The organism is Glycomyces algeriensis, assembly GCF_027622855.1.
GTDB lineage: Bacteria > Actinomycetota > Actinomycetes > Mycobacteriales > Micromonosporaceae > Glycomyces > Glycomyces algeriensis.
In genome coordinates, this window is the sequence record NZ_JAPZVR010000021.1 from 30,744 (window position 1) to 47,942 (window position 17,199).

At 70.1% G+C, this 17,199-nt stretch carries 16 protein-coding genes, 1 tRNA gene and 2 pseudogenes; 11 read left to right on the top strand and 8 right to left on the bottom strand.

Features of this window, described 5'->3' with window-relative positions; translation table 11 throughout:
- Positions 1-155: 155 nt before the first annotated feature.
- Complete coding sequence (locus O2L52_RS23190; protein WP_270118494.1) at positions 156-818, bottom strand: general stress protein; 663 nt, start codon at positions 816-818, stop codon at positions 156-158.
- Between the two features lie 232 nt (positions 819-1,050).
- Between O2L52_RS23190 and O2L52_RS23195 the strand changes: the two genes are divergently transcribed.
- The 3 genes from O2L52_RS23195 (at position 1,051) to O2L52_RS23205 (ending at position 4,030) form a co-directional block, all read left to right on the top strand.
- A complete protein-coding gene (locus O2L52_RS23195) occupies positions 1,051-2,259 on the top strand; it encodes a glutamate-cysteine ligase family protein (RefSeq protein ID WP_270118496.1) in 1,209 nt (402 codons plus the stop codon).
- Between the two features lie 171 nt (positions 2,260-2,430).
- Positions 2,431-2,730, top strand: coding sequence for a hypothetical protein (locus O2L52_RS23200; protein WP_270118498.1), 300 nt, complete (start codon positions 2,431-2,433; stop codon positions 2,728-2,730).
- A gap of 190 nt (positions 2,731-2,920) precedes the next feature.
- Positions 2,921-4,030, top strand: a complete 1,110-nt coding sequence (locus O2L52_RS23205; protein WP_270118499.1) for an epoxide hydrolase family protein — start codon at positions 2,921-2,923, stop codon at positions 4,028-4,030.
- Between the two features lie 282 nt (positions 4,031-4,312).
- Here O2L52_RS23205 and O2L52_RS23210 read toward each other — a convergent pair whose 3' ends face one another.
- Positions 4,313-4,765, bottom strand: coding sequence for a hypothetical protein (locus O2L52_RS23210; RefSeq protein WP_270118500.1), 453 nt, complete (start codon positions 4,763-4,765; stop codon positions 4,313-4,315).
- Positions 4,766-5,097: 332 nt separating this feature from the next.
- On the opposite strand from O2L52_RS23210, the gene O2L52_RS23215 reads away from it, so the two are divergent.
- A complete protein-coding gene (locus tag O2L52_RS23215; protein WP_270118501.1) occupies positions 5,098-5,460 on the top strand; it encodes a hypothetical protein in 363 nt (120 codons plus the stop codon).
- Positions 5,461-5,641: 181 nt separating this feature from the next.
- Here the strand turns inward: O2L52_RS23215 and O2L52_RS23220 are convergent.
- From O2L52_RS23220 to O2L52_RS23235, 4 genes and pseudogenes are all read right to left on the bottom strand, one after another.
- A tRNA-Trp gene (locus tag O2L52_RS23220) sits at positions 5,642-5,714 on the bottom strand.
- Positions 5,715-5,839: 125 nt separating this feature from the next.
- Positions 5,840-6,673 carry a MetQ/NlpA family ABC transporter substrate-binding protein gene (locus O2L52_RS23225; RefSeq protein WP_270118502.1) on the bottom strand — a complete coding sequence of 278 codons (834 nt, stop codon included), beginning with the start codon at positions 6,671-6,673 and terminating at the stop codon, positions 5,840-5,842.
- Between the two features lie 33 nt (positions 6,674-6,706).
- On the bottom strand, positions 6,707-7,360 hold the full coding sequence (locus tag O2L52_RS23230) for a methionine ABC transporter permease (protein ID WP_270118503.1): 654 nt from the start codon (positions 7,358-7,360) through the stop codon (positions 6,707-6,709).
- A gap of 53 nt (positions 7,361-7,413) precedes the next feature.
- Positions 7,414-8,124: pseudogene (locus O2L52_RS23235) on the bottom strand (methionine ABC transporter ATP-binding protein); the annotation flags it as partial.
- 278 nt (positions 8,125-8,402) lie between these two features.
- Between O2L52_RS23235 and O2L52_RS23240 the strand changes: the two are divergent.
- Genes O2L52_RS23240 through nudC form a run of 3 tightly spaced genes read left to right on the top strand, consistent with a single transcriptional unit; the run spans position 8,403 to position 11,922 of the window.
- The gene (locus O2L52_RS23240) at positions 8,403-9,704 is read left to right on the top strand and encodes a M16 family metallopeptidase (RefSeq protein ID WP_270118505.1); all 1,302 of its coding nucleotides are present in this window, start codon (positions 8,403-8,405) and stop codon (positions 9,702-9,704) included.
- Positions 9,701-11,011, top strand: a complete 1,311-nt coding sequence (locus O2L52_RS23245) for a M16 family metallopeptidase (protein ID WP_270118506.1) — start codon at positions 9,701-9,703, stop codon at positions 11,009-11,011. The genes O2L52_RS23240 and O2L52_RS23245 overlap by 4 nt, the downstream gene beginning before the upstream one ends.
- Positions 11,008-11,922, top strand: a complete 915-nt coding sequence (gene nudC, locus O2L52_RS23250) for an NAD(+) diphosphatase (RefSeq protein ID WP_270118507.1) — start codon at positions 11,008-11,010, stop codon at positions 11,920-11,922. Before O2L52_RS23245 ends, nudC begins: the two co-directional genes overlap by 4 nt.
- A 132-nt stretch (positions 11,923-12,054) precedes the next feature.
- Here nudC and O2L52_RS25520 read toward each other — a convergent pair.
- Together O2L52_RS25520 and O2L52_RS23260 are read right to left on the bottom strand one after the other, a co-directional pair.
- Positions 12,055-12,876 (bottom strand): annotated as a pseudogene (locus O2L52_RS25520) (EamA family transporter); the annotation flags it as partial.
- 194 nt (positions 12,877-13,070) lie between these two features.
- Positions 13,071-13,304 carry a mycoredoxin gene (locus tag O2L52_RS23260; protein WP_270118509.1) on the bottom strand — a complete coding sequence of 78 codons (234 nt, stop codon included), beginning with the start codon at positions 13,302-13,304 and terminating at the stop codon, positions 13,071-13,073.
- 162 nt (positions 13,305-13,466) lie between these two features.
- Here O2L52_RS23260 and O2L52_RS23265 point away from each other — a divergent pair, with 162 nt between their 5' ends.
- From O2L52_RS23265 to O2L52_RS23280, 4 genes are all read left to right on the top strand, one after another.
- Positions 13,467-15,614 (top strand): ATP-dependent DNA helicase UvrD2, encoded by a 2,148-nt coding sequence (locus O2L52_RS23265; RefSeq protein WP_270118510.1) that lies wholly within the window; start codon positions 13,467-13,469, stop codon positions 15,612-15,614.
- Between the two features lie 220 nt (positions 15,615-15,834).
- The gene (locus O2L52_RS23270; RefSeq protein WP_270118511.1) at positions 15,835-16,203 is read left to right on the top strand and encodes a hypothetical protein; all 369 of its coding nucleotides are present in this window, start codon (positions 15,835-15,837) and stop codon (positions 16,201-16,203) included.
- A gap of 156 nt (positions 16,204-16,359) precedes the next feature.
- Complete coding sequence (locus tag O2L52_RS23275; protein WP_309299879.1) at positions 16,360-16,719, top strand: WhiB family transcriptional regulator; 360 nt, start codon at positions 16,360-16,362, stop codon at positions 16,717-16,719.
- Positions 16,716-16,937, top strand: coding sequence for a hypothetical protein (locus O2L52_RS23280; protein WP_270118513.1), 222 nt, complete (start codon positions 16,716-16,718; stop codon positions 16,935-16,937). Before O2L52_RS23275 ends, O2L52_RS23280 begins: the two co-directional genes overlap by 4 nt.
- Positions 16,938-17,199 lie beyond the last annotated feature (262 nt).

The window sequence follows — 17,199 nt, forward strand, 5'->3', positions numbered from 1 at the left end:
CGGCCGCCCGCCCCCCCCCCCCCCCGCGCCGCCCCCCCCCCCGGGGGGCGGGGCGCCCCCCCCCCCCCCCCCCCCCCCCCCGCCGCTCGCTCGAGGTTCCGCCGAAGCGAAACCGTCAGTGATTCCCAGCCGAGCGACAAGCTCGCCGTGGGGGACTAGACCCGGCGGCGCTCCGCATCAGCGCGCTCCTCGACACTGCGCTCCGCTTCGGCGCGTTCGTACTCGGGGCGGTCGTCGTTCACGTGCTCCCGCTGGGTACCGGGCGTGTTCCGGTCGGTGTCGCGGACGGGCGCCTCGCGGCGGGTGGCCGCGGCATCGCTGCGGCCGGGGCCGTCGTCCGCGTCGAGCAGGCGTCCGGCGTCCGTCGCGGTGGGGGCGTCGACCAGGAGGTCGTAGCTGTCGGCGCGGAGCTCGCTCACCGAGGAGAAGTCCCTCCGGCCGCCGGTCAGCGCATGCGCGACCAACCCCATGACCGCGCCCGCGAGCGCACCGAACAGCACGCCGTAGAAGGCGAGCAGCAGCCCGGCGATGAGCGGGTCGATCCAGTTGAACATGCCGAAGAGCCACCCGAGCACCGCGCCCAGCACCGCGCCGGTGACCGCGCCCTGGCCCGCGGCCCGCCAGATCGTCAAGCGGCCGGTGACCCGCTCGACGGAGCTGAGCCCGCGGCCCACGATCGCCGTGCGCTCCACCGGGAACCCGGCATCGGAGAGGTGATCGACTGCGCGCTCGGCGGCGGCGTAATCGGCATACGAGCCCACCAGCACCTGACCGGCGCCCGCGAACCCCTCGGTGTTTCCATCCTTCGCTCGACTCATTGCGCACTCCTTCGTCGCTTGTGGTCGCTGTATCCCTGGGCTTCCCCGACGCCGAACCGGGAAACCCCGCCGCAACGACGCACAAGCGGCAGGAGGCCCCCCGGCGGCCGGAACGGCGGCGAACGCGGCCCGGACTGCTTAACCCGCGCTGTTCTGGGCATCCTCCGGCCGCCAGGAAAGCCTGCGCCCGCGCGGGGCGCCCGGCATCCTGGGGATGAGGAGGTGCAGTGGCATGGACACGTTTCTTTCCGCTGACGATGCGGCCGCTTTCATCGGGCGGTGGGGCTTCACCACCGGCCCCTCCCGCCGCGTCGGCGTCGAACTCGAATGGCTCGTCGACCCCCGCGGCGACCTGGAGACCGGCTGGGACCTGCCCAACGGCGGCACCGTCAGCCGCGAGGCCGGCGGCCAGGCCGAGATGAGCTCCGCACCCGCCGACGACCTCGCCGCGTGCATCGCCTCCGCCGAGACCGACCAGGCCGCGCTCGAAGCGGCCCTCGCCACGCGCGGCCAGACCGTCCGCGGCGGCGGCTTCGACGGCGTCCGCAACCCGGTCCGCCACCTCGACGAACCGCGCTACCGGGCCATGGAGGCCTACTACGACCGCAAGGGGCCCTGGGGCCGCATGGTCATGTGCGGCACCGCATCCGTGCAGATCAACCTCGACGCGGGCGACGACGACGCCGAGCTGCGCCGCCGCTGGGACCTCGCGCACCGGCTCGGGCCGGTCCTGATCGCCGCGTTCGCGAACTCGCCCGAACTCGACGGGCGCCCCAGCGGCTGGAAGTCCACCCGCCAGGCCCTCTGGCACCAGCTGCCCGGATGGGGCGACCCGGTCTCCGAGGAAGGCGACCTGCGGCGCGACTTCGCGAAGTGGGTGCTCGACGCCGAGATGGTGTGCGCCCAATGCGAGCCGCCCCGCGAATGGGACGTCCCGCCCGGCATGACCCTGCGCGACTGGATCAGCAGCGGCCACGACGGCCGGCGCCCCACACGCGATGACGTCGAGTACCACATGAGCACGCTCTTCCCGCCCGTGCGGCCGCGCGGCTGGCTCGAGCTCCGCATGATCGACCAGCAGGACGGCGACGGCTGGATCGTCCCCGCGATCGTCGCCACCACGCTCATCGACGACCCCCGCGCCGCCACCGCCGCGTACGAGGCGACCGCAGCGCTGTGCGACGGCCGGCCGCAACCGCCGACATCGGTGTGGGAGCAGGCCGCGCGCAGCGGCCTCGCCGACCGGGGACTCCACGACGCGGCCCTCGCGTGCTTCGCGGCCTCGGCGGAGGCCCTCGAGCGCATGGCCGCCCCGCAGCGGCTGCGCTCGCGCCTCGCCGAATTCCGGAGCCGCTTCACCGACCCGGGCCGCTGCCCGGCCGACGACCGGCTCGAAGCCCTCCGCGGGACCACGCCGCAACCCCAGGAGGCGACCCTGTAGCGGCCGAGAAGCCACGGACAGGCCCGCCGCCTCGGGTCGGCCCTCACGCTCGGTGCACCGAGCGGACGGGGCGGCGGCATGCCGCACTTGTCGAGGCCGCCGCGACACCGCGGCGGCCTCGCTTCGTTCCAGTCACGAGATCGCTTGCAGGCGAGCCCTACGATGACGCCCATGTCAGTGAACGTGCATCTGTACCTCGACGTGAACGGCCTCGAATCCCCGGCGGAAGCCGACCGCCTCGGGACGGTCGTGAACCTCGTCCTGAAGGAACACGGCATCGACTCGTGGATGCGGGTGAGCGTCGTCCACGACCCGCCCTCCATCGCCGCCCGCAGCGAGCCCCACCCGATCATCGTCCGCGGCTTCGGCGAGTGGAGCAAGCAGTTCGAACGCGACGTCGAAACCGAGATCCACGCCCTCGCCCCCCAGGCCCGCATCGACCTCGACTGGGGCTACCCGGACGAGGAGTGACCCCCGCCCCGACGCACCGTACGAACGGCCCGGACCTGAGGGTCCGGGCCTCGCCTCACCCAGACTCCGGGTCTTCCGCCAGAAATCCAACGGCTTCATCCGTCCCATCACTGGAATAGATCATTCCGTTCTGATATGCTTATGTGAGTTCAGGAGCACCGGCTCCCGAACCAGCGAGAGGATGACGGCGATGGCCCAGCACGAGACGATCCAGCCCTTCACGATCGAGATCCCGCAGTCCGAGCTCGACTACCTCCACAACCGCCTCTCGCGAGCCCGCCGCGCCCAGGAGATCCCCGGCGCCGGCGATGAGTACGGCGTGAGCGGCACCCGCGTCGACAAGCTGACCGACTACTGGCTCCAGCGGTACGACTGGCGCGAGACCGAATCCCGACTCAACGGATACCCGCAGTTCGTCACCGAGATCGACGGCCAGCGCCTGCACTTCCTCCACATCGAGTCACCCGATCCCGCCGCGGTGCCGCTGCTGCTGATCCACGGCTGGCCCGGAACGATCATGGAGTTCGTCGACCTGATCGAGCCGCTCACCCGGCCGGGCGAAGGCCGCCCCGCGTTCCACCTGGTCATCCCCTCACTGCCGGGGTTCGGCTTCTCCGGCCCGACCACGGAGGCCGGCTGGGGCGCCGCCCGCACGGCGAAGGCGTTCGCGACGCTCATGGCGCGCCTCGGCTACGAGCGGTACGGCGCACACGGCAACGACGCCGGCGCCTTCATCGCCCCGGAACTGGGCAGGATCGACGGCGAGCACGTCATCGGCGTCCATGTCGACCAGATCTTCTCGTTCCCCTCGGGCGACCCGTCCGAGATGGAGGGCATGACCGAGGAGGAGATGGGTGCACTGCAGGTGCTGCAGTGGTTCTACGAGAACAAGAGCTCCTACGACCAGCTGCAATCCCAGCAGCCGCAGACGCTCGCCCACGCCCTGGCCGACTCGCCCCGAGGCCTCCTCGCCTGGATGGACCAGCTGCTGGGGGACGAGCTCGACGACCGGTTCGTCATCGACAACGTCATCATCCACTGGCTCAACGACACCATCGCCTCCTCGATGCGCTTCTACTTCGAGAACAAGCACCACCCGATCGACACCACGCCGGCCGACTTCCCGATCGCCAACTCCAGCTTCGCCGGCGACTTCCAATCCATCCGCCGCTTCGCCCAACGCGACTACACCAACATCACGCAATGGCGCACCCACGACGCCGGCGGCCACTACGCCGCCCACCAAGTCCCGGAGGTCCTAGCCGGCGACCTCCGCGACTTCTTCACCACACTGGGCTGATCGCGAATCCGTGCGATCGTGCCCTGATCAGGCGGGCCCTCAGTGACCCACATGCCGTGCCCGAGGGTCCTTGATGTTCCGCTGTCGCTTCTGACGCTTGGCAACCACTGCGGAGGTCGGCGCCTGTAGTTGGGTCGCTTGGGACGGCGTCCGCGCGGCTTCCGCGGTTGCGCCGACGGTGTCGCCGGGGCCCAGGTCCACATGGTGCATGCACCCGTGGACAACTCGCAAGGACATGGGCCGGAGTGGCAGCTCCGGCCCACTATCGCGTGACGTGCTTGCCTACCGGGTCCCGTCGAGCGTTCCCGCGGCGTCCAGGCCACCGTTGTAGAGCGTCTCCACCGACGAGATGTCGACGCGCTTGCCCCTGGGGCAGTAGCCGCGAATGGTCCGGCCGTCGGCCCTGTACCAGTAGCTGTAGCGGAAGTACGACTCGCTGGTGCAGCTGTACTTGACTCTGAACGCCCACAGGTTGATGTCGTCGGAGCCGGGCTCGTCGCAGCTCGCCCAGGCGTACATCTGTGAGGTGGGGTTGTCCCCGTTCCAGCCGGTGCCCGTTTCGCAGGGGATGCCCAGGATCCCAGCGTCCTCGGCGGATGTGACCGCGGCGTCGTCGACGGGCTGGGACGATGCCGCCGTGGCGGTGCCGAAGACGGCGAATCCCGTGAGCGCGAGTGTGAGCGCGGCAATGGTCGCCGAGGCGGTCCGTATGCGGCCCTTCAGGGTTTGGGACATTGGGATATCACTCCTTTTGCCGCGAACCGCCGTGAGCTGCACCGCCGGATTCGCGCTGGGGTCGTGGATGCCGTCGCGCATCCCCTCCAGGACAGTCTTCTCGCGGGCGACCCGTGTCACCAGGCGGAATCCCGGCGGGCGACCGGCGGGAATCCGGCGAGACCCGCTGCGAGGGCGACGAGCAGGGCGAACACAGTCGGCCCGAACGCAACCGGACCGGTAGATCGCGCACGATCGGCCTTGCCCAGGACCCGCCCCACGCACAAACCAGATGCGCGGCGAGACCTGGGCATGTCAGAGTCGGACCGCTCCCTCACTGAATGGAACCTGCGATGACCGACCTGAAGACGTTGACCCTGTGGCGCCCATGCGGTCCGGCCGAGCTTGCGCTGGTCCGCGAGTCCGGGTGGGCCGCTTGGCCTCCTCGCCTGCCCGATCAGCCGATCTTCTACCCCGTTCTCAACGAGGACTACGCGGTGAAGATCGCCCGAGACTGGAATGCGCCCCGAGACGGCGTCGGGTACGTGACCCGCTTCGAAGTCGACGGCGCCTTCGTCGAACGCTACCCGGTCCAGCAAGTCGGTGGCAGCACGATCCTCGAACTCTGGGTGCCCGCCGAAGACCTCGGCGACTTCAACCGCCACATCAACGGTCCCATCGAAGTCGTGGGGGAGTACCGTGCCGAAACTCCGTAAGACCAAGGGACGGGCAGCAGCTCAGTAGGAACCGTCTGCCGTTCAGCAGTTCATCGCCGGTGACTGGGACCGAATCCAGAAAGCGCCCTTGTTCGACGTCCGATCGCCGCCGATCTGGTGAGCCCGGAAAAACGAAGAAGCGGCCCGGATCCTTCGATCCGGGCCGCTCAAAATGCATCTGCAGGAGTGACAGGACTCGAACCTGCAACCCTCGGTTTTGGAGACCGATGCGCTACCAATTGCGCCACACTCCTTCACCCGTCCGGTTGCCCGGCCTGGCCGCAACTATCTTACGTGTCGCCTCCGGGCCGGTGCAACCGGGTTGGACCGGGTGTAACGAGTCTCGGCGATGGCTTGCCGAGGCGTGGATCCGCGCTGGTTAGGAGGCCGGGATGACGGAGCCGTCGGTCCAGGTCTCGAGGATGTACTGCTTCACCTCGTCGGACTGCAGGAGCTCGCCGAGCTTCTTGATGTCCTCGTTCTCAGCATTCGCGGACGTGGTGACCAGGTAGTTCGCGTACGGGTTGTTCTCGGCGGACTCGCTCGCGATGGCGTCCTCGGCCGGGCTCAGCTCGGCTTCGAGGGCGTAGTTGCCGTTGATGACGGCGGCGTCGACGTCCTCGAGGGTGCGGGGGAGCTGAGCGGCCTCGACGGCCACGAACTCCAGGTTGCGCGGGTTGTCGGCGATGTCGTCCTCGGTGGCGGTGGTGACTTCCACCCCGTCGGCGAGCGTGATCAGGCCGGCGTCCTGCAGCAGCGCCAGCGCGCGGCCGCCGTTGGACGGGTCGGCCGGGATCGCGATCTGGGCGCCGTCGGCGATGTCCTCGATCGAGGCGGCGGTGTTGGCGTACAGGGCCAGCGGCTCGATGTGGACCGGGGCGATCTCGACCAGGTCGGTGCCGTTCTTCGCGTTGTCCTCCTCCAGGTAAGGCAGGTGCTGGAAGAAGTTCGCATCGGTCGAGCCGTCGGCGGTCGACGGGTTGATCTGGAGGTAGTCGCTGAACTCCTCGATCTCGATCGTCAGCCCCGCCTCATCGGCCAGCTCGTCCTGCACGAACTGCAGGATCTGGGCGTGAGGGACGGAGGTCGCCGCGACGATGATCGTGCCGTTGGTCTCGGTGGCCTCCGAGCCGGCGTCATCGCCGCAGGCGGCCAAGGTCAAAGCGGCTGCGGTCGCTACGGACGCGCCCACGAGGGTACGACGATTGAACATGGTGTGGCTCCTAAGGAAGGTAGGGAAATAACTTCAGCGGCGGTCGAGGGTGCGGGCGCACCGGTCGCCGAGGATCTGGAAGAGCTGCACGAGCACGACGAGGATGACCAGCGGCCAGATCATGTACTCGGTCTCGAAACGCTGGTAGCCGTAGCGGTAGGCGAGGTCGCCGAGGCCGCCGCCGCCCACGATGCCCGCCATCGCGGAGTACGAGACGATCGCGACGAGCGTCACGGTGAAACCGCGGATCAGGCCCGGCGTGGCCTCGGGGAGCACGACGCGCCACACGAGCGCGGGAGTCCCCGCGCCCATCGAGCGGGCCGCCTCGATGAGACCCGGCTGGACTTCGAGGAGCGCGCCCTCGACGAGGCGCGCGAAGAACGGGATGGACGCCACGGCGAGCGGCACGATCGCCGCCTCCGTGCCGATGCTCGTCCCCGTGATGAGCCGGGTGAGCGGCACGACCGCGACCATGAGCAGCACGAACGGGGCGCTCCGGCCGATGTTCACGATCAGGCCGAGCGGCGCGTTCACCACCGCGATCGGCTTCGGGCCGGGCTTGGACGTGATGTACAGGATCGTGCCGAGCAGCAGCCCGCCCAGCATCGTCCACACGCCGGCGACCGCCACGATGTGCAGGGTCTCCCAGAACGCCTCGGTCAGCAGTTCGACGAGTCGGTCCGTCATCGGGCCACCTCCTCGCCGAGCAGGCGGGCCGCGAGGCGGCGGGCCTGACCCCCGAGGCGGGAGTCCGGGTCCGCGAGGAGTTCGGGAACGGCGCCGATCTCGACGAACCGGCCCGCTTCCATCACCGCGGCGCGGTGGCAGATGCGGGTGATCACTTCGAGTTCGTGCGTGATGAGCAGGATCGTCAGCCCCAGCTCGCGGTTGAGCCGCGAGAGGAGGTCGAGGATCTCGTCGGTCGTGTCGGTGTCGAGCGCGCTCGTGGCCTCATCGGAGAGCAGCACGGCCGGCGCCGTCGACAGTGCGCGGGCGATCGCCAGGCGCTGGCGCTGGCCGCCGGAGAGCTGCCCGGGGTAGGCCTTGGCCTTGTCGGAGAGGCCCACGAGGTCGAGGAGTTCGAGGGCGCGTTCGCGCCGCTCGGCGCGCGGCACGCCCCGGAACCGCAGCGGAAGGGCCACATTGGATGCCGCGTTGCGGTTCGACAGGAGGTTGAAGTGCTGGAAGATCATCGCGGTCTTGGACCGGGACGCCCGCAGCTCGCGACCGCGCAGGCCGGTGAGTTCGACGCCGTCGACCTCGACCGTGCCCGCGTCGGGCCTGGTGAGGAGGTTGACGGTGCGCAGGAGCGTCGACTTGCCCGCGCCGGAGCGGCCGAGGATGCCGAAGATCTCGCCGGGGGCGACGTCGAGGTCGACGCCGTCAAGGGCGGCCAGGTCGCCGAAGCGCTTGGTCACGCCGGACAGGCGGATACCGGGTCTTGGTTCCATGAGGAAGGAAGGTCGCTTTCGCTGGGGAGATCGCCGCTTCGGGGCGCGGCGGTGCAGGAGCCCTCAGCAGGCGCACATTCGGCAGCACGACGCGGCGGCGCGGTGGGCGTCGCTGAGGCGTTCGAGGTGCTCCGAGTTCATAGCCTAGAAGTCAAGCAGGAATTCGTGCCGAATCCAAGTCCTTGTGACGAAGGCCGCGCGGTCCCCGGCTCGGCCAAAGCGGCCGGCGGGCCGCAACATGACGGGGCCTGGACGCCGAGCTGAGATAGGGTTCGGCCATGACTGTTGCGACGATTCCCGCTCCGGCGTTCGCGATCGAGCGGTTCAAGCTCGGCAACGGGCTGCGGGTGGTCCTCGCGCCGGACCCCGGGGCACCGGTGGTCGGCGTGGCGGTGGTGTACGACGTGGGGATGCGCTCCGAGCCCGAGGGCCGGACCGGCTTCGCCCACCTGTTCGAGCACATGATGTTCCAGGGCTCGCACAACGTCGGCAAGGCCGAGCACATGCGGCACGTGCAGTCCGCCGGCGGGACCTTCAACGGCTCCACCCACATCGACTACACCGACTACTTCAACCTCCTGCCGTCCAACGGCCTCGAACTCGCGCTGTTCCTGGAGGCCGACCGCATGCGCGGTCCGGCGATCACCGAGGAGAACCTGGCGAACCAGGTCTCCGTGGTGAAGGAGGAGATCCGGGTCAACGTCCTCAACCGCCCCTACGGCGGCTTCCCGTGGATCAAGCTCCCGCCGGTCATGTTCGACACCTTCGCGAACTCGCACGACGGCTACGGCTCGTTCGTCGACCTCGACGCCGCCACGGTGGAGGACGCGCAGTCGTTCTTCAACGCCTACTACCCGGCCTCGAACGCGGTCCTCTCGGTCGCGGGCGACTTCGATCCCGCGCAGGCCCGCGAGCTGGTCGAGCGCCACTTCGGCAGCGTCGAGGCCCGCACCGCGCCGGCGCTCCCGTCGTTCGCGGAACCCGACCTCAGCACTGAACGCCGCGTCTCGTACACCGACGAGCGCGCGACCCTCCCGGCCGTAGCGGTCGCCTGGCGCGTACCGGACCCGGTCACCAAGCTCGACGACTTCCTGCCGTACGTGGTCCTGGGCGAGCTCCTCACCGACGGCGACGCCTCGCGCCTGGTCGAGCGGCTCATCCACACCGACCGCACCGCCACGGCCGTGGCCGCGCACACCACGTTCATGGCCGAGCCGTTCGCGTCCCGCGGGCCGACGGTGATGCTCGTGCAGGCGTTCCTGCCGCCGGGCAACGCCGTCGACACCGTGCTCGGCACGATCCAGGAGGAGCTCGCGCGCATCGCCGAAGGCGTCGACGAGGCCGAGCTCGACCGAGTCAAGGCCCGCGTCGCAGCCCAGCTGCTGCGCGGCGACGACTCGGTGATGGGCCGTTCGCGCCGCTTCGCGACCGCCGAGATCTTCCACGGCGACGCCGCGATGTCCACCCGCTTCCCCGTCCTGCTCGGCGAGGTCACCGCCGAGGCCGTCGCCCGAGCGGCGGCGGCGCTGACGCCGAACCGCCGAGCCGTTCTCGAAGTCATTCCTGGAGGAGCGCAGTGAGCAACGTCATTCCCGGTCTCGCGCCGGAAGTCCCGCTGTCCCTGCCGGTCCCGGTCGAGCGGACCCTCCCGAACGGGCTCCGGGTGCTGCTCACGCGCCGCCCGGGCGTCCCGCTCGCCGAGGTGCGCCTCTCGATCCCGGCCGCGCACGCCGACCTCGCCGCGGCCGACCTGCTCTCCGCGGCCCTGTTCTCCGGCACCGAGACCGCTTCGATGACCGAGATCGCCCAGCGCCTCCAAGGCGTCGGCGGCGCGCTCGGCGCCGGGGCCGACCCGGACCGGATCGCCGTGTCCGGCAACAGCCTCGCCACCGGCCTGCCCGAACTCCTGGAGGTCCTCGGCGACCTCCTCAAGGCCGCCGAGTACCCCGAGGGCCCGCTCTCGGTCGAGCGCTCGCGCATCATCGACGGCCTCTCGGTCGCCGAGCAGCAGCCGGACTTCCAGGTCAACCGCGTCCTCGACGCGCGCCTGTGGAGCGGCCACCCGTACGGGCACCAGCAGCCGACCGCCGCCGAGGTCGAGGCCGTCGAACGCGACGCGGTCCTCGCCCTGCACGCCTCGCGCGTGCACCCGGTCGGCGCGCGCCTGGTCATCGTGGGGGACATCGACACCGACGCGGCCTTCGCCGCCGTCGAGAAGGCCCTCGGAGACTGGAACGGCGCGGGCGAGCCGCGCCTCATGGAGCCGCTGCCAGTGCTCGTCCCGGGACCGCTCGTCCTGGTCGACCGGCCCGGCTCGGTCCAGTCCGCGATCCGCGTCGCCTACCCGGCCGTCGAGCGCACCCACGCCGACAACGCCGCGCAGCACCTCGCGAACATGGTCTTCGGCGGCTACTTCTCCTCGCGCCTGGTCATGAACCTGCGCGAGACCAAGGGCTACGGCTACTCGCCGCGCTCGCGCGTGGACCACTCGCCGGCCGGCTCGATCCAGCTCGCCGCCGTCGACGTCGCCACCGAGGTCACCGGCCCCGCGCTCGCCGAGGTCCGCGCCGAACTGCGCGGCATGGCCGAGCGACCGCCCGCCGCCGACGAACTCGACCTCGCCCGCCGCTACGCGCTCGGCTCCGTCAAGCTCGCCACCGCGACCCAGGCCGGCATCGCCAACTACATCTCCGTGCTCGCCGCCTCGGGCCTGCCGCTCTCTTGGCTCTCGGAGCACTCCGAGCGCATCCGCGAGGTCACGCCCGCCGACATCCAGCGGGTCGCGGCCGAGCGGCTCGACCCCGACCGCGCCGTCACGGTCGTGCTCGGCGACGGCGGGGAGATCCGCGAAGCACTCGACGCGTTCGGGGAGATCGAGACCGCATGAGCCACCCGCCCCTGGCGATCGACGTGCTCGACCGGTTCGGCGAGCACCGCGGCGACGACGAATGGCTCACCACCGCTTGGGAGCAGGCGCAGATCGTCGTCTGCGACCCGGTGAACGAGCGCATCGCGGCGGACGAGGACGGCCTGCACTACTTCGACGCGGCGACCGCGCCCGAAGGCCAGCGGATCTACCTCGGCGGCGACGGCCCGCCCGTGTTCACCGTCCTCGCCGACCTGCCCGACGGCCTCCCCGGCCGCTGGATCAGGCCCGACTGGGACCGCCGCGACCTCGCGATCGCCGTGCAGGCCATCGCGATCGGCCACTGGCACGCGACCTACCGGTTCCACCCGACCACCGGCGAGCCGCTCAGCGCCCGCCAGGCGGGCTGGGAGCTCGAAGCCGTGTCGGGCCGCCCGGTCTTCCCGCGCACCGACCCGGCCGTGATCGTCCTCATCGACGACGGCGCCGACCGCGTGCTGCTCGCCCAGCACCGCCGCTACTCCGGCACCCCGAAGACCGGGCCGGCCGCGGTGCCCAGCAAATTTACGTCTCCGCAAGCGTCGACGAGGGGTAACCGGTACGCGTGCATCGCGGGGTTCGTCGAGCCCGGCGAGTCCGCCGAGGCCGCCGTGCACCGCGAGGTGGGCGAGGAGATCGGCATCAAGATCGACCGGCTCGAGTACGTCTCGAGCCAGCCGTGGCCCTACCCGCGGTCGCTCATGCTCGGCTACCGCGCCACCGCCGACCCCGCGCAGCAGCTGCTCCTCCAGGCGGAGGAGATCACGGACGCGCGCTGGTTCACACGAGACGAGGTGCGGCAGATGTGGGTCGACACCGAGGACACGACGCCGAGCGCCGTGCGGATCTCCATCGCGCGCTTCCTGATCGACGGCTGGCTCGCCGCAGCATAAGACTTTCGTGACGGCCGCTTCGGCGGTCTCGTCCGGCACTCCCGCCTTGGCGGACACGGCGCGCTGCGCGGTGAACACCCCGGCGATCACGACGAACCCGCCGATGACCTGCGGCACCGTCAGCGCCTCGCCGAGCAGCGCCCACGCGGAGATCGAGGCCACCACGACCTCGGCGTACCCGATCCCGCCGGCGACGGGCGCCGTGATGAAGCGCAGCCCACTCAGGCCCAGCCCGTACGCGAGCGCCGTGCAGCCGATGAGCAGCAGCACGCTCGCCATCCCGGTCGTCTCGACGCCGCCGAGCGCGACCTGCGACGACAGCGCCGACCAGTCCAGCGCCCACGGAGCGGCGAAGGGCGCCAACGCGACCGCGCCGACGGCGAAGCCGACCGCGAGCAGCACCCGCACGTCCACCTTCGCGGTGAGCTTCTCGCCCGAGAGGAAGTACGTGGCCTGGCAGGCGGCCGCGGCCGAACCGGCGACCAGGCCCACCGCATCGAGCCGCAGGCCCGACCAGACCTCGACGACGATGCACAGGCCCGCGATGCTCAGGAGCGTCCCGATCACCGCGGCGCGCGGCAACACGGTGCGCCGCACGAACCGCACCCAGGCGACGACCACGATCGGGCCCATGAACTCCAGCAGGAGCGCGATGCCGACGGGCAGGCGCTCGACCGCGATGAAGTAGAAGGCCTGCACCGCGGCGATGGCGGTGAGGCCGAACAGGACCAGCCCGCCCCAGGGGAGGCGTTCGTCCTTGCCGCGCAGCCGCAGGAGCGGCACGACGGCGGCGGCGACCGCGATGAGGCCGACACCGCAGATGCGCAGCCACGTGACCTGGATCGGGGTGAGGCCGGCCTGGATCACGACCTTGCCGAAGGGGCCGCAGACGCCGAAGAACAGCGACGCGGCCAGAACGAGGGTGACGCCGAGGGCGGCGCGAGGTGACGACATGGGGGCTCCATTGCTCACGACAGTGCACACGAACGACAATGCACATGAAAAAAGGCCCGGGACGGATCCATCCCGGGCCTGAATGCTTAGCGACCACCCCTCGAAGTCGCTAAGCAAGCTTGACGAGTCAACTATAGGGCATCGTACCGGCTTTGTGTCCTAAACGTGACCATAGTCTCGGTATGTGGCACAGGTCAAGCGCTGATCTTCGCTTTCACCTGCGCGAGAGAGGGATTGGTGAGGGCGCTGCCGTCCTCGAACAGCACGGTCGGGACGGTCATGTTGCCGCCGTTGACCCCCATGACGAACGCCGCGGCCTCGGGGTCCTCCTCGATGTTGACCTCTTTGAAGAGCACACCCTCCCGGTCGAACGCCGACTTCAGCCGCTTGCAGTAACCGCACCAGGTGGTGCTGTACATGGTGATCATCGATCCTCCTTCGTCTATCGACACTAACGCGGTACCGCCCAGGGGCATTCCTTCCCGACGCAGATCATCGTGGCGGTCCTCACGTCCCGCGGGACGTGCGAGCCGAAAGCTTTCGACAGCGGCCCGCCAGTTCTTGTCGGACGCCTCTGGGACACTGGTCGGATGACCGCACGCGATCAGGCCATCGAACAACTCCTCACCGGACTCGACCCTGAACAGCGCGAGGCGGTGACCGCCCCGCCCGGGCCGGTCTGCATCCTCGCCGGCGCCGGCACCGGCAAGACCCGCGCCGTCACCCACCGCATCGCCTGGCGGGTCCTGCGCGGCGACATGCGCGGCCAGCACGTCACGGCCGTCACCTTCACCGCCCGCGCGGCCGGGGAGATGCGCGACCGCCTCCGCGGCCTCGGCGTCGCCGGCGTCAACGCCCGCACCTTCCACTCCGCGGCCCTGCGCCAGCTCCGCTACTTCGGCACCCGCCGCTTCGGCGGCCAGCTCCCCGAACTCGTCGACTCCACCCTCAAGTTCACCGCCATCGCCGCCGCCCGCGCCGGACTCCAGACCTCCCGCGCCAAGAACTTCGACCTCACCACCGAGATCGAATGGGCCGCCTCATCCCTCATCGGCCCCGACGACTACGTGAGCGCCATCGCCGCCCTCGGCCGCGACGCCCCCGCCGCCCCCGAGGACGTCGCCAAGGTCTACGCCGCCTACATCGAGGCCAAGCGCCGCGCCGGCGTCATGGACTTCGCCGACGTGCTCGCGTACACCGCCGACCTCATCACCGACCACGCCGCCACCGCCGACCAGATCCGCAGCCAGTACCGGTTCTTCGTCGTCGACGAGTACCAGGACGTCACCCCGCTCCAGCAGCGGCTGCTCGACGCCTGGGTCGGCGACCGCGACGACATCACCGTCGTGGGCGACGCCAGCCAGACCATCTACTCCTTCACCGGCGCCAGCTCCCGGAACCTCCTCGACTTCACCCGCCGGTACCGCAACGCCTCGCTCGTGCGCCTGGTGCGCGACTACCGCTCCACCCCGCAGGTGGTCGGCCTCGCCAACCAGATCATCGGCGAGTCCAAAGGGCGCGAAGCGAAGATGCGCCTCGAGCTCATCGGCCAGCGGCCCGACGGCCCCGCCGTCACCGCCGAGGTCTTCGCGGACGAGGCCGAGGAGGCGGACATGATCGCCCGCCGCTGCGCCAAGTTCATCGCAGACGGCCTGAGCCCGTCGGAGATCGCGGTCCTCTACCGCACCAACGCCCAGTCGCAGGCCTATGAAGAGGCGCTGGCCTCCTACGGCGTCCCCACGGTGATCACCGGCGCCGCGCGCTTCTTCGACCGGCCCGAGGTGCGCCAGGCCGTGGTCGCCCTGCGCTCGGCCGCCAAGACCGAGATCGGCGCGATGCCGCTGTCCGAGGCGGTGCCCGCCGCGCTCGAAGCGGTCGGCTGGCGCCCTGACGCCGCGCCTTCCGGTGGGGCGCAACGCGAAGCGTACGAAGCGGTCGCGGCGATCGCGGCCCTTTCTGAACAGTTCTTGGAGCACCACCGGGCGAATCCCGACGAGGAAGGCCCGGACCCGGACCTCGAGGCGTTCTGCGCCGAGCTCTCCCGGCGGGCCGCCGAGCAGCACGCGCCGGCCGTCGAGGGCGTCACCCTCGCGAGCCTCCACGCCGCCAAGGGCCTCGAGTGGGACGCGGTGTTCCTGGTCGGCCTGGCCGACGGCACGCTGCCGACCACCTTCGCCCGCACCGAGACCGCGCTGGAGGAGGAGCGCCGCCTGCTGTACGTCGGCATCACCCGCGCCCGCGAGCGCCTGCAGCTCTCCTACGGGCTCGCCCGCAACGCGGGCGGGCGCGAGCGGCGGCTCTGCCGCTTCCTCGCGCCGCTCGGCCTCGGCGGCTTCCCGCGCCCGACCGACCCCGGTGCGGCCGCGCCGAAACCGCGCGAGCGCAGGAAGGCCAAGGTCCTCGACTGCTCCGGCTGCGGCAAGCCGCTCACCGACGCGCGCGACCGCAAGCTGGGGCATTGCGACGATTGTCCCGCCACTATGGACGAGGGCTTGTTCGAGCGGCTGCGCGAATGGCGGGTCAGCGTGGCCAAGCAGGACGGTAAACCCGCCTTCACGGTCTTCACGGATGTGACGTTGATCGCTATCGCCGAGCGGTGTCCGGGATCCGACAGCGAGCTCGCCTCCCTCCACGGCATCGGAAAGTCCAAACTCGACAAATACGGTCCGGCGGTGTTGCACCTGGTCAACGGCGGAGAGGTGACGGAGGCCATCGAGATGTGCAACAGCGAGTCCTGAGCGGTACTTGACCGGTAAATCTCACGGCAAAAACTTTCTCGCGAGACTCGCAGAAAAAGACGTTGCGCTCCCGCGCGAGACGGGCGTAGCGTTGCTCGAGCCAGGTGAGGTGTGCGCCTCAAGGCGGAATACGGCAAAGCTTGCGAGCCGTCACCGCGCCCGGCGACTAGGAGATGAAGACACCATGTTGACCACGAAACCCGAAGGGAGGGGACAGACGATGAAGCTGCTCAACGAAACCCAGAGCACGACGCCGCTCGGCGTGGCGTTCGCAGCCGACGTCTATCGGCACATCGCGCCCGTCTCCGCCCCGGTTCGTGGCACCACTCTGCCCGGCGCCGTCCAGATCACGACGCTGAGCACCGTGAAGACCATCGACAACACCGATATGGGCGCTGACGTTGCGCTCGGACGTGGCCGTGCATTCGCGGGCCTCGGTTGGCAGCCGGTCAACGGCTCCGAGAAGCGTCACGGCGCCACCCGCGGGAGACCGCCTCGAGATCATCGAAAGGGCTTACAGCTAAGCCCGCTCGGAACTCTCGAGGCCGCGAATCCCGCCCCAGGGATCGCGGCCTTTTTGTATGGCTGAAACGCACGTCGGGAGACGTCTGCGGATCAATCGACGAGGTCGCGGCCCGCCAGTAGAAGACAGACGAGACAGATTGCGAAGCAATTGAGTCCTCAGACAGCACTGATGCGACCGAACGTCGAGAAGACCATCGAGATGAGAGAGGAGACCGAGTTCATGACCGACACCCTCATCGGACCCGAGCTGCGAGACCAGGCCCGCGAGACCGGCGGCGACCTGGCCTGCCGCGAGTACGACGCGGACCTGTGGTTCTCGGAGCAGCCCACCGAACTGGAGTTCGCCAAGTCCCTGTGCACCGACTGCCCGGTGCGGCTGGCCTGCCTGGCCGGCGCGCTCGAGCGCCACGAGCCCTGGGGCGTGTGGGGCGGCGAGATCTTCGAGAAGGGGAACGTCGTGGCCCGCAAGCGGCCCCGCGGCCGGCCCCGCAAGGACGCCGCGCTCATCGAGCAGGCCGCCCAGGCGGAGCTCGCCCAGCGGACCCGGGAACTCGCGCTCGCGGGGGTGACGGTGTCATGACGGTCGACTACCTGAGCCGCCATCTCAAGAAGGATGTCGGCGCGCCGGAACTCGAAGTCCTCCTGAACGCGGAGATCGAAGCGGTCCGGCCGCTGACCGAGACGGGCTCGCTGTTCAGCGGGGTCGGACGACTCCGGATGCGGAGCCTGTGGAAGGAAGCCGGCTACGCCCGGACGCCGCGACACACCGGACGGCACCGCCGCCGGGGCCGACTTTGACGACGCACTAACCGCGTTGGCTGAAGGGGTCCATCCCTGAGAGGGGATGGGCCCCTTTTGTTGTGCCCAGGATTGTGCTCAGGGTTGTGCCCAGGGTTGCGACCGGGAGTGTCTGGGAGGGTCTGTGCAATTCGGACATGTGGAGGCACCCCCGAATCCATGGTCTCGCAGGGGTGCGACACCAAGTGGAGATGCGAGGCATGCTCATTCGTGACGGCCCCTGAACCAAGGGTGTCTCGCGGGTACGACAACGTGCGCGTAT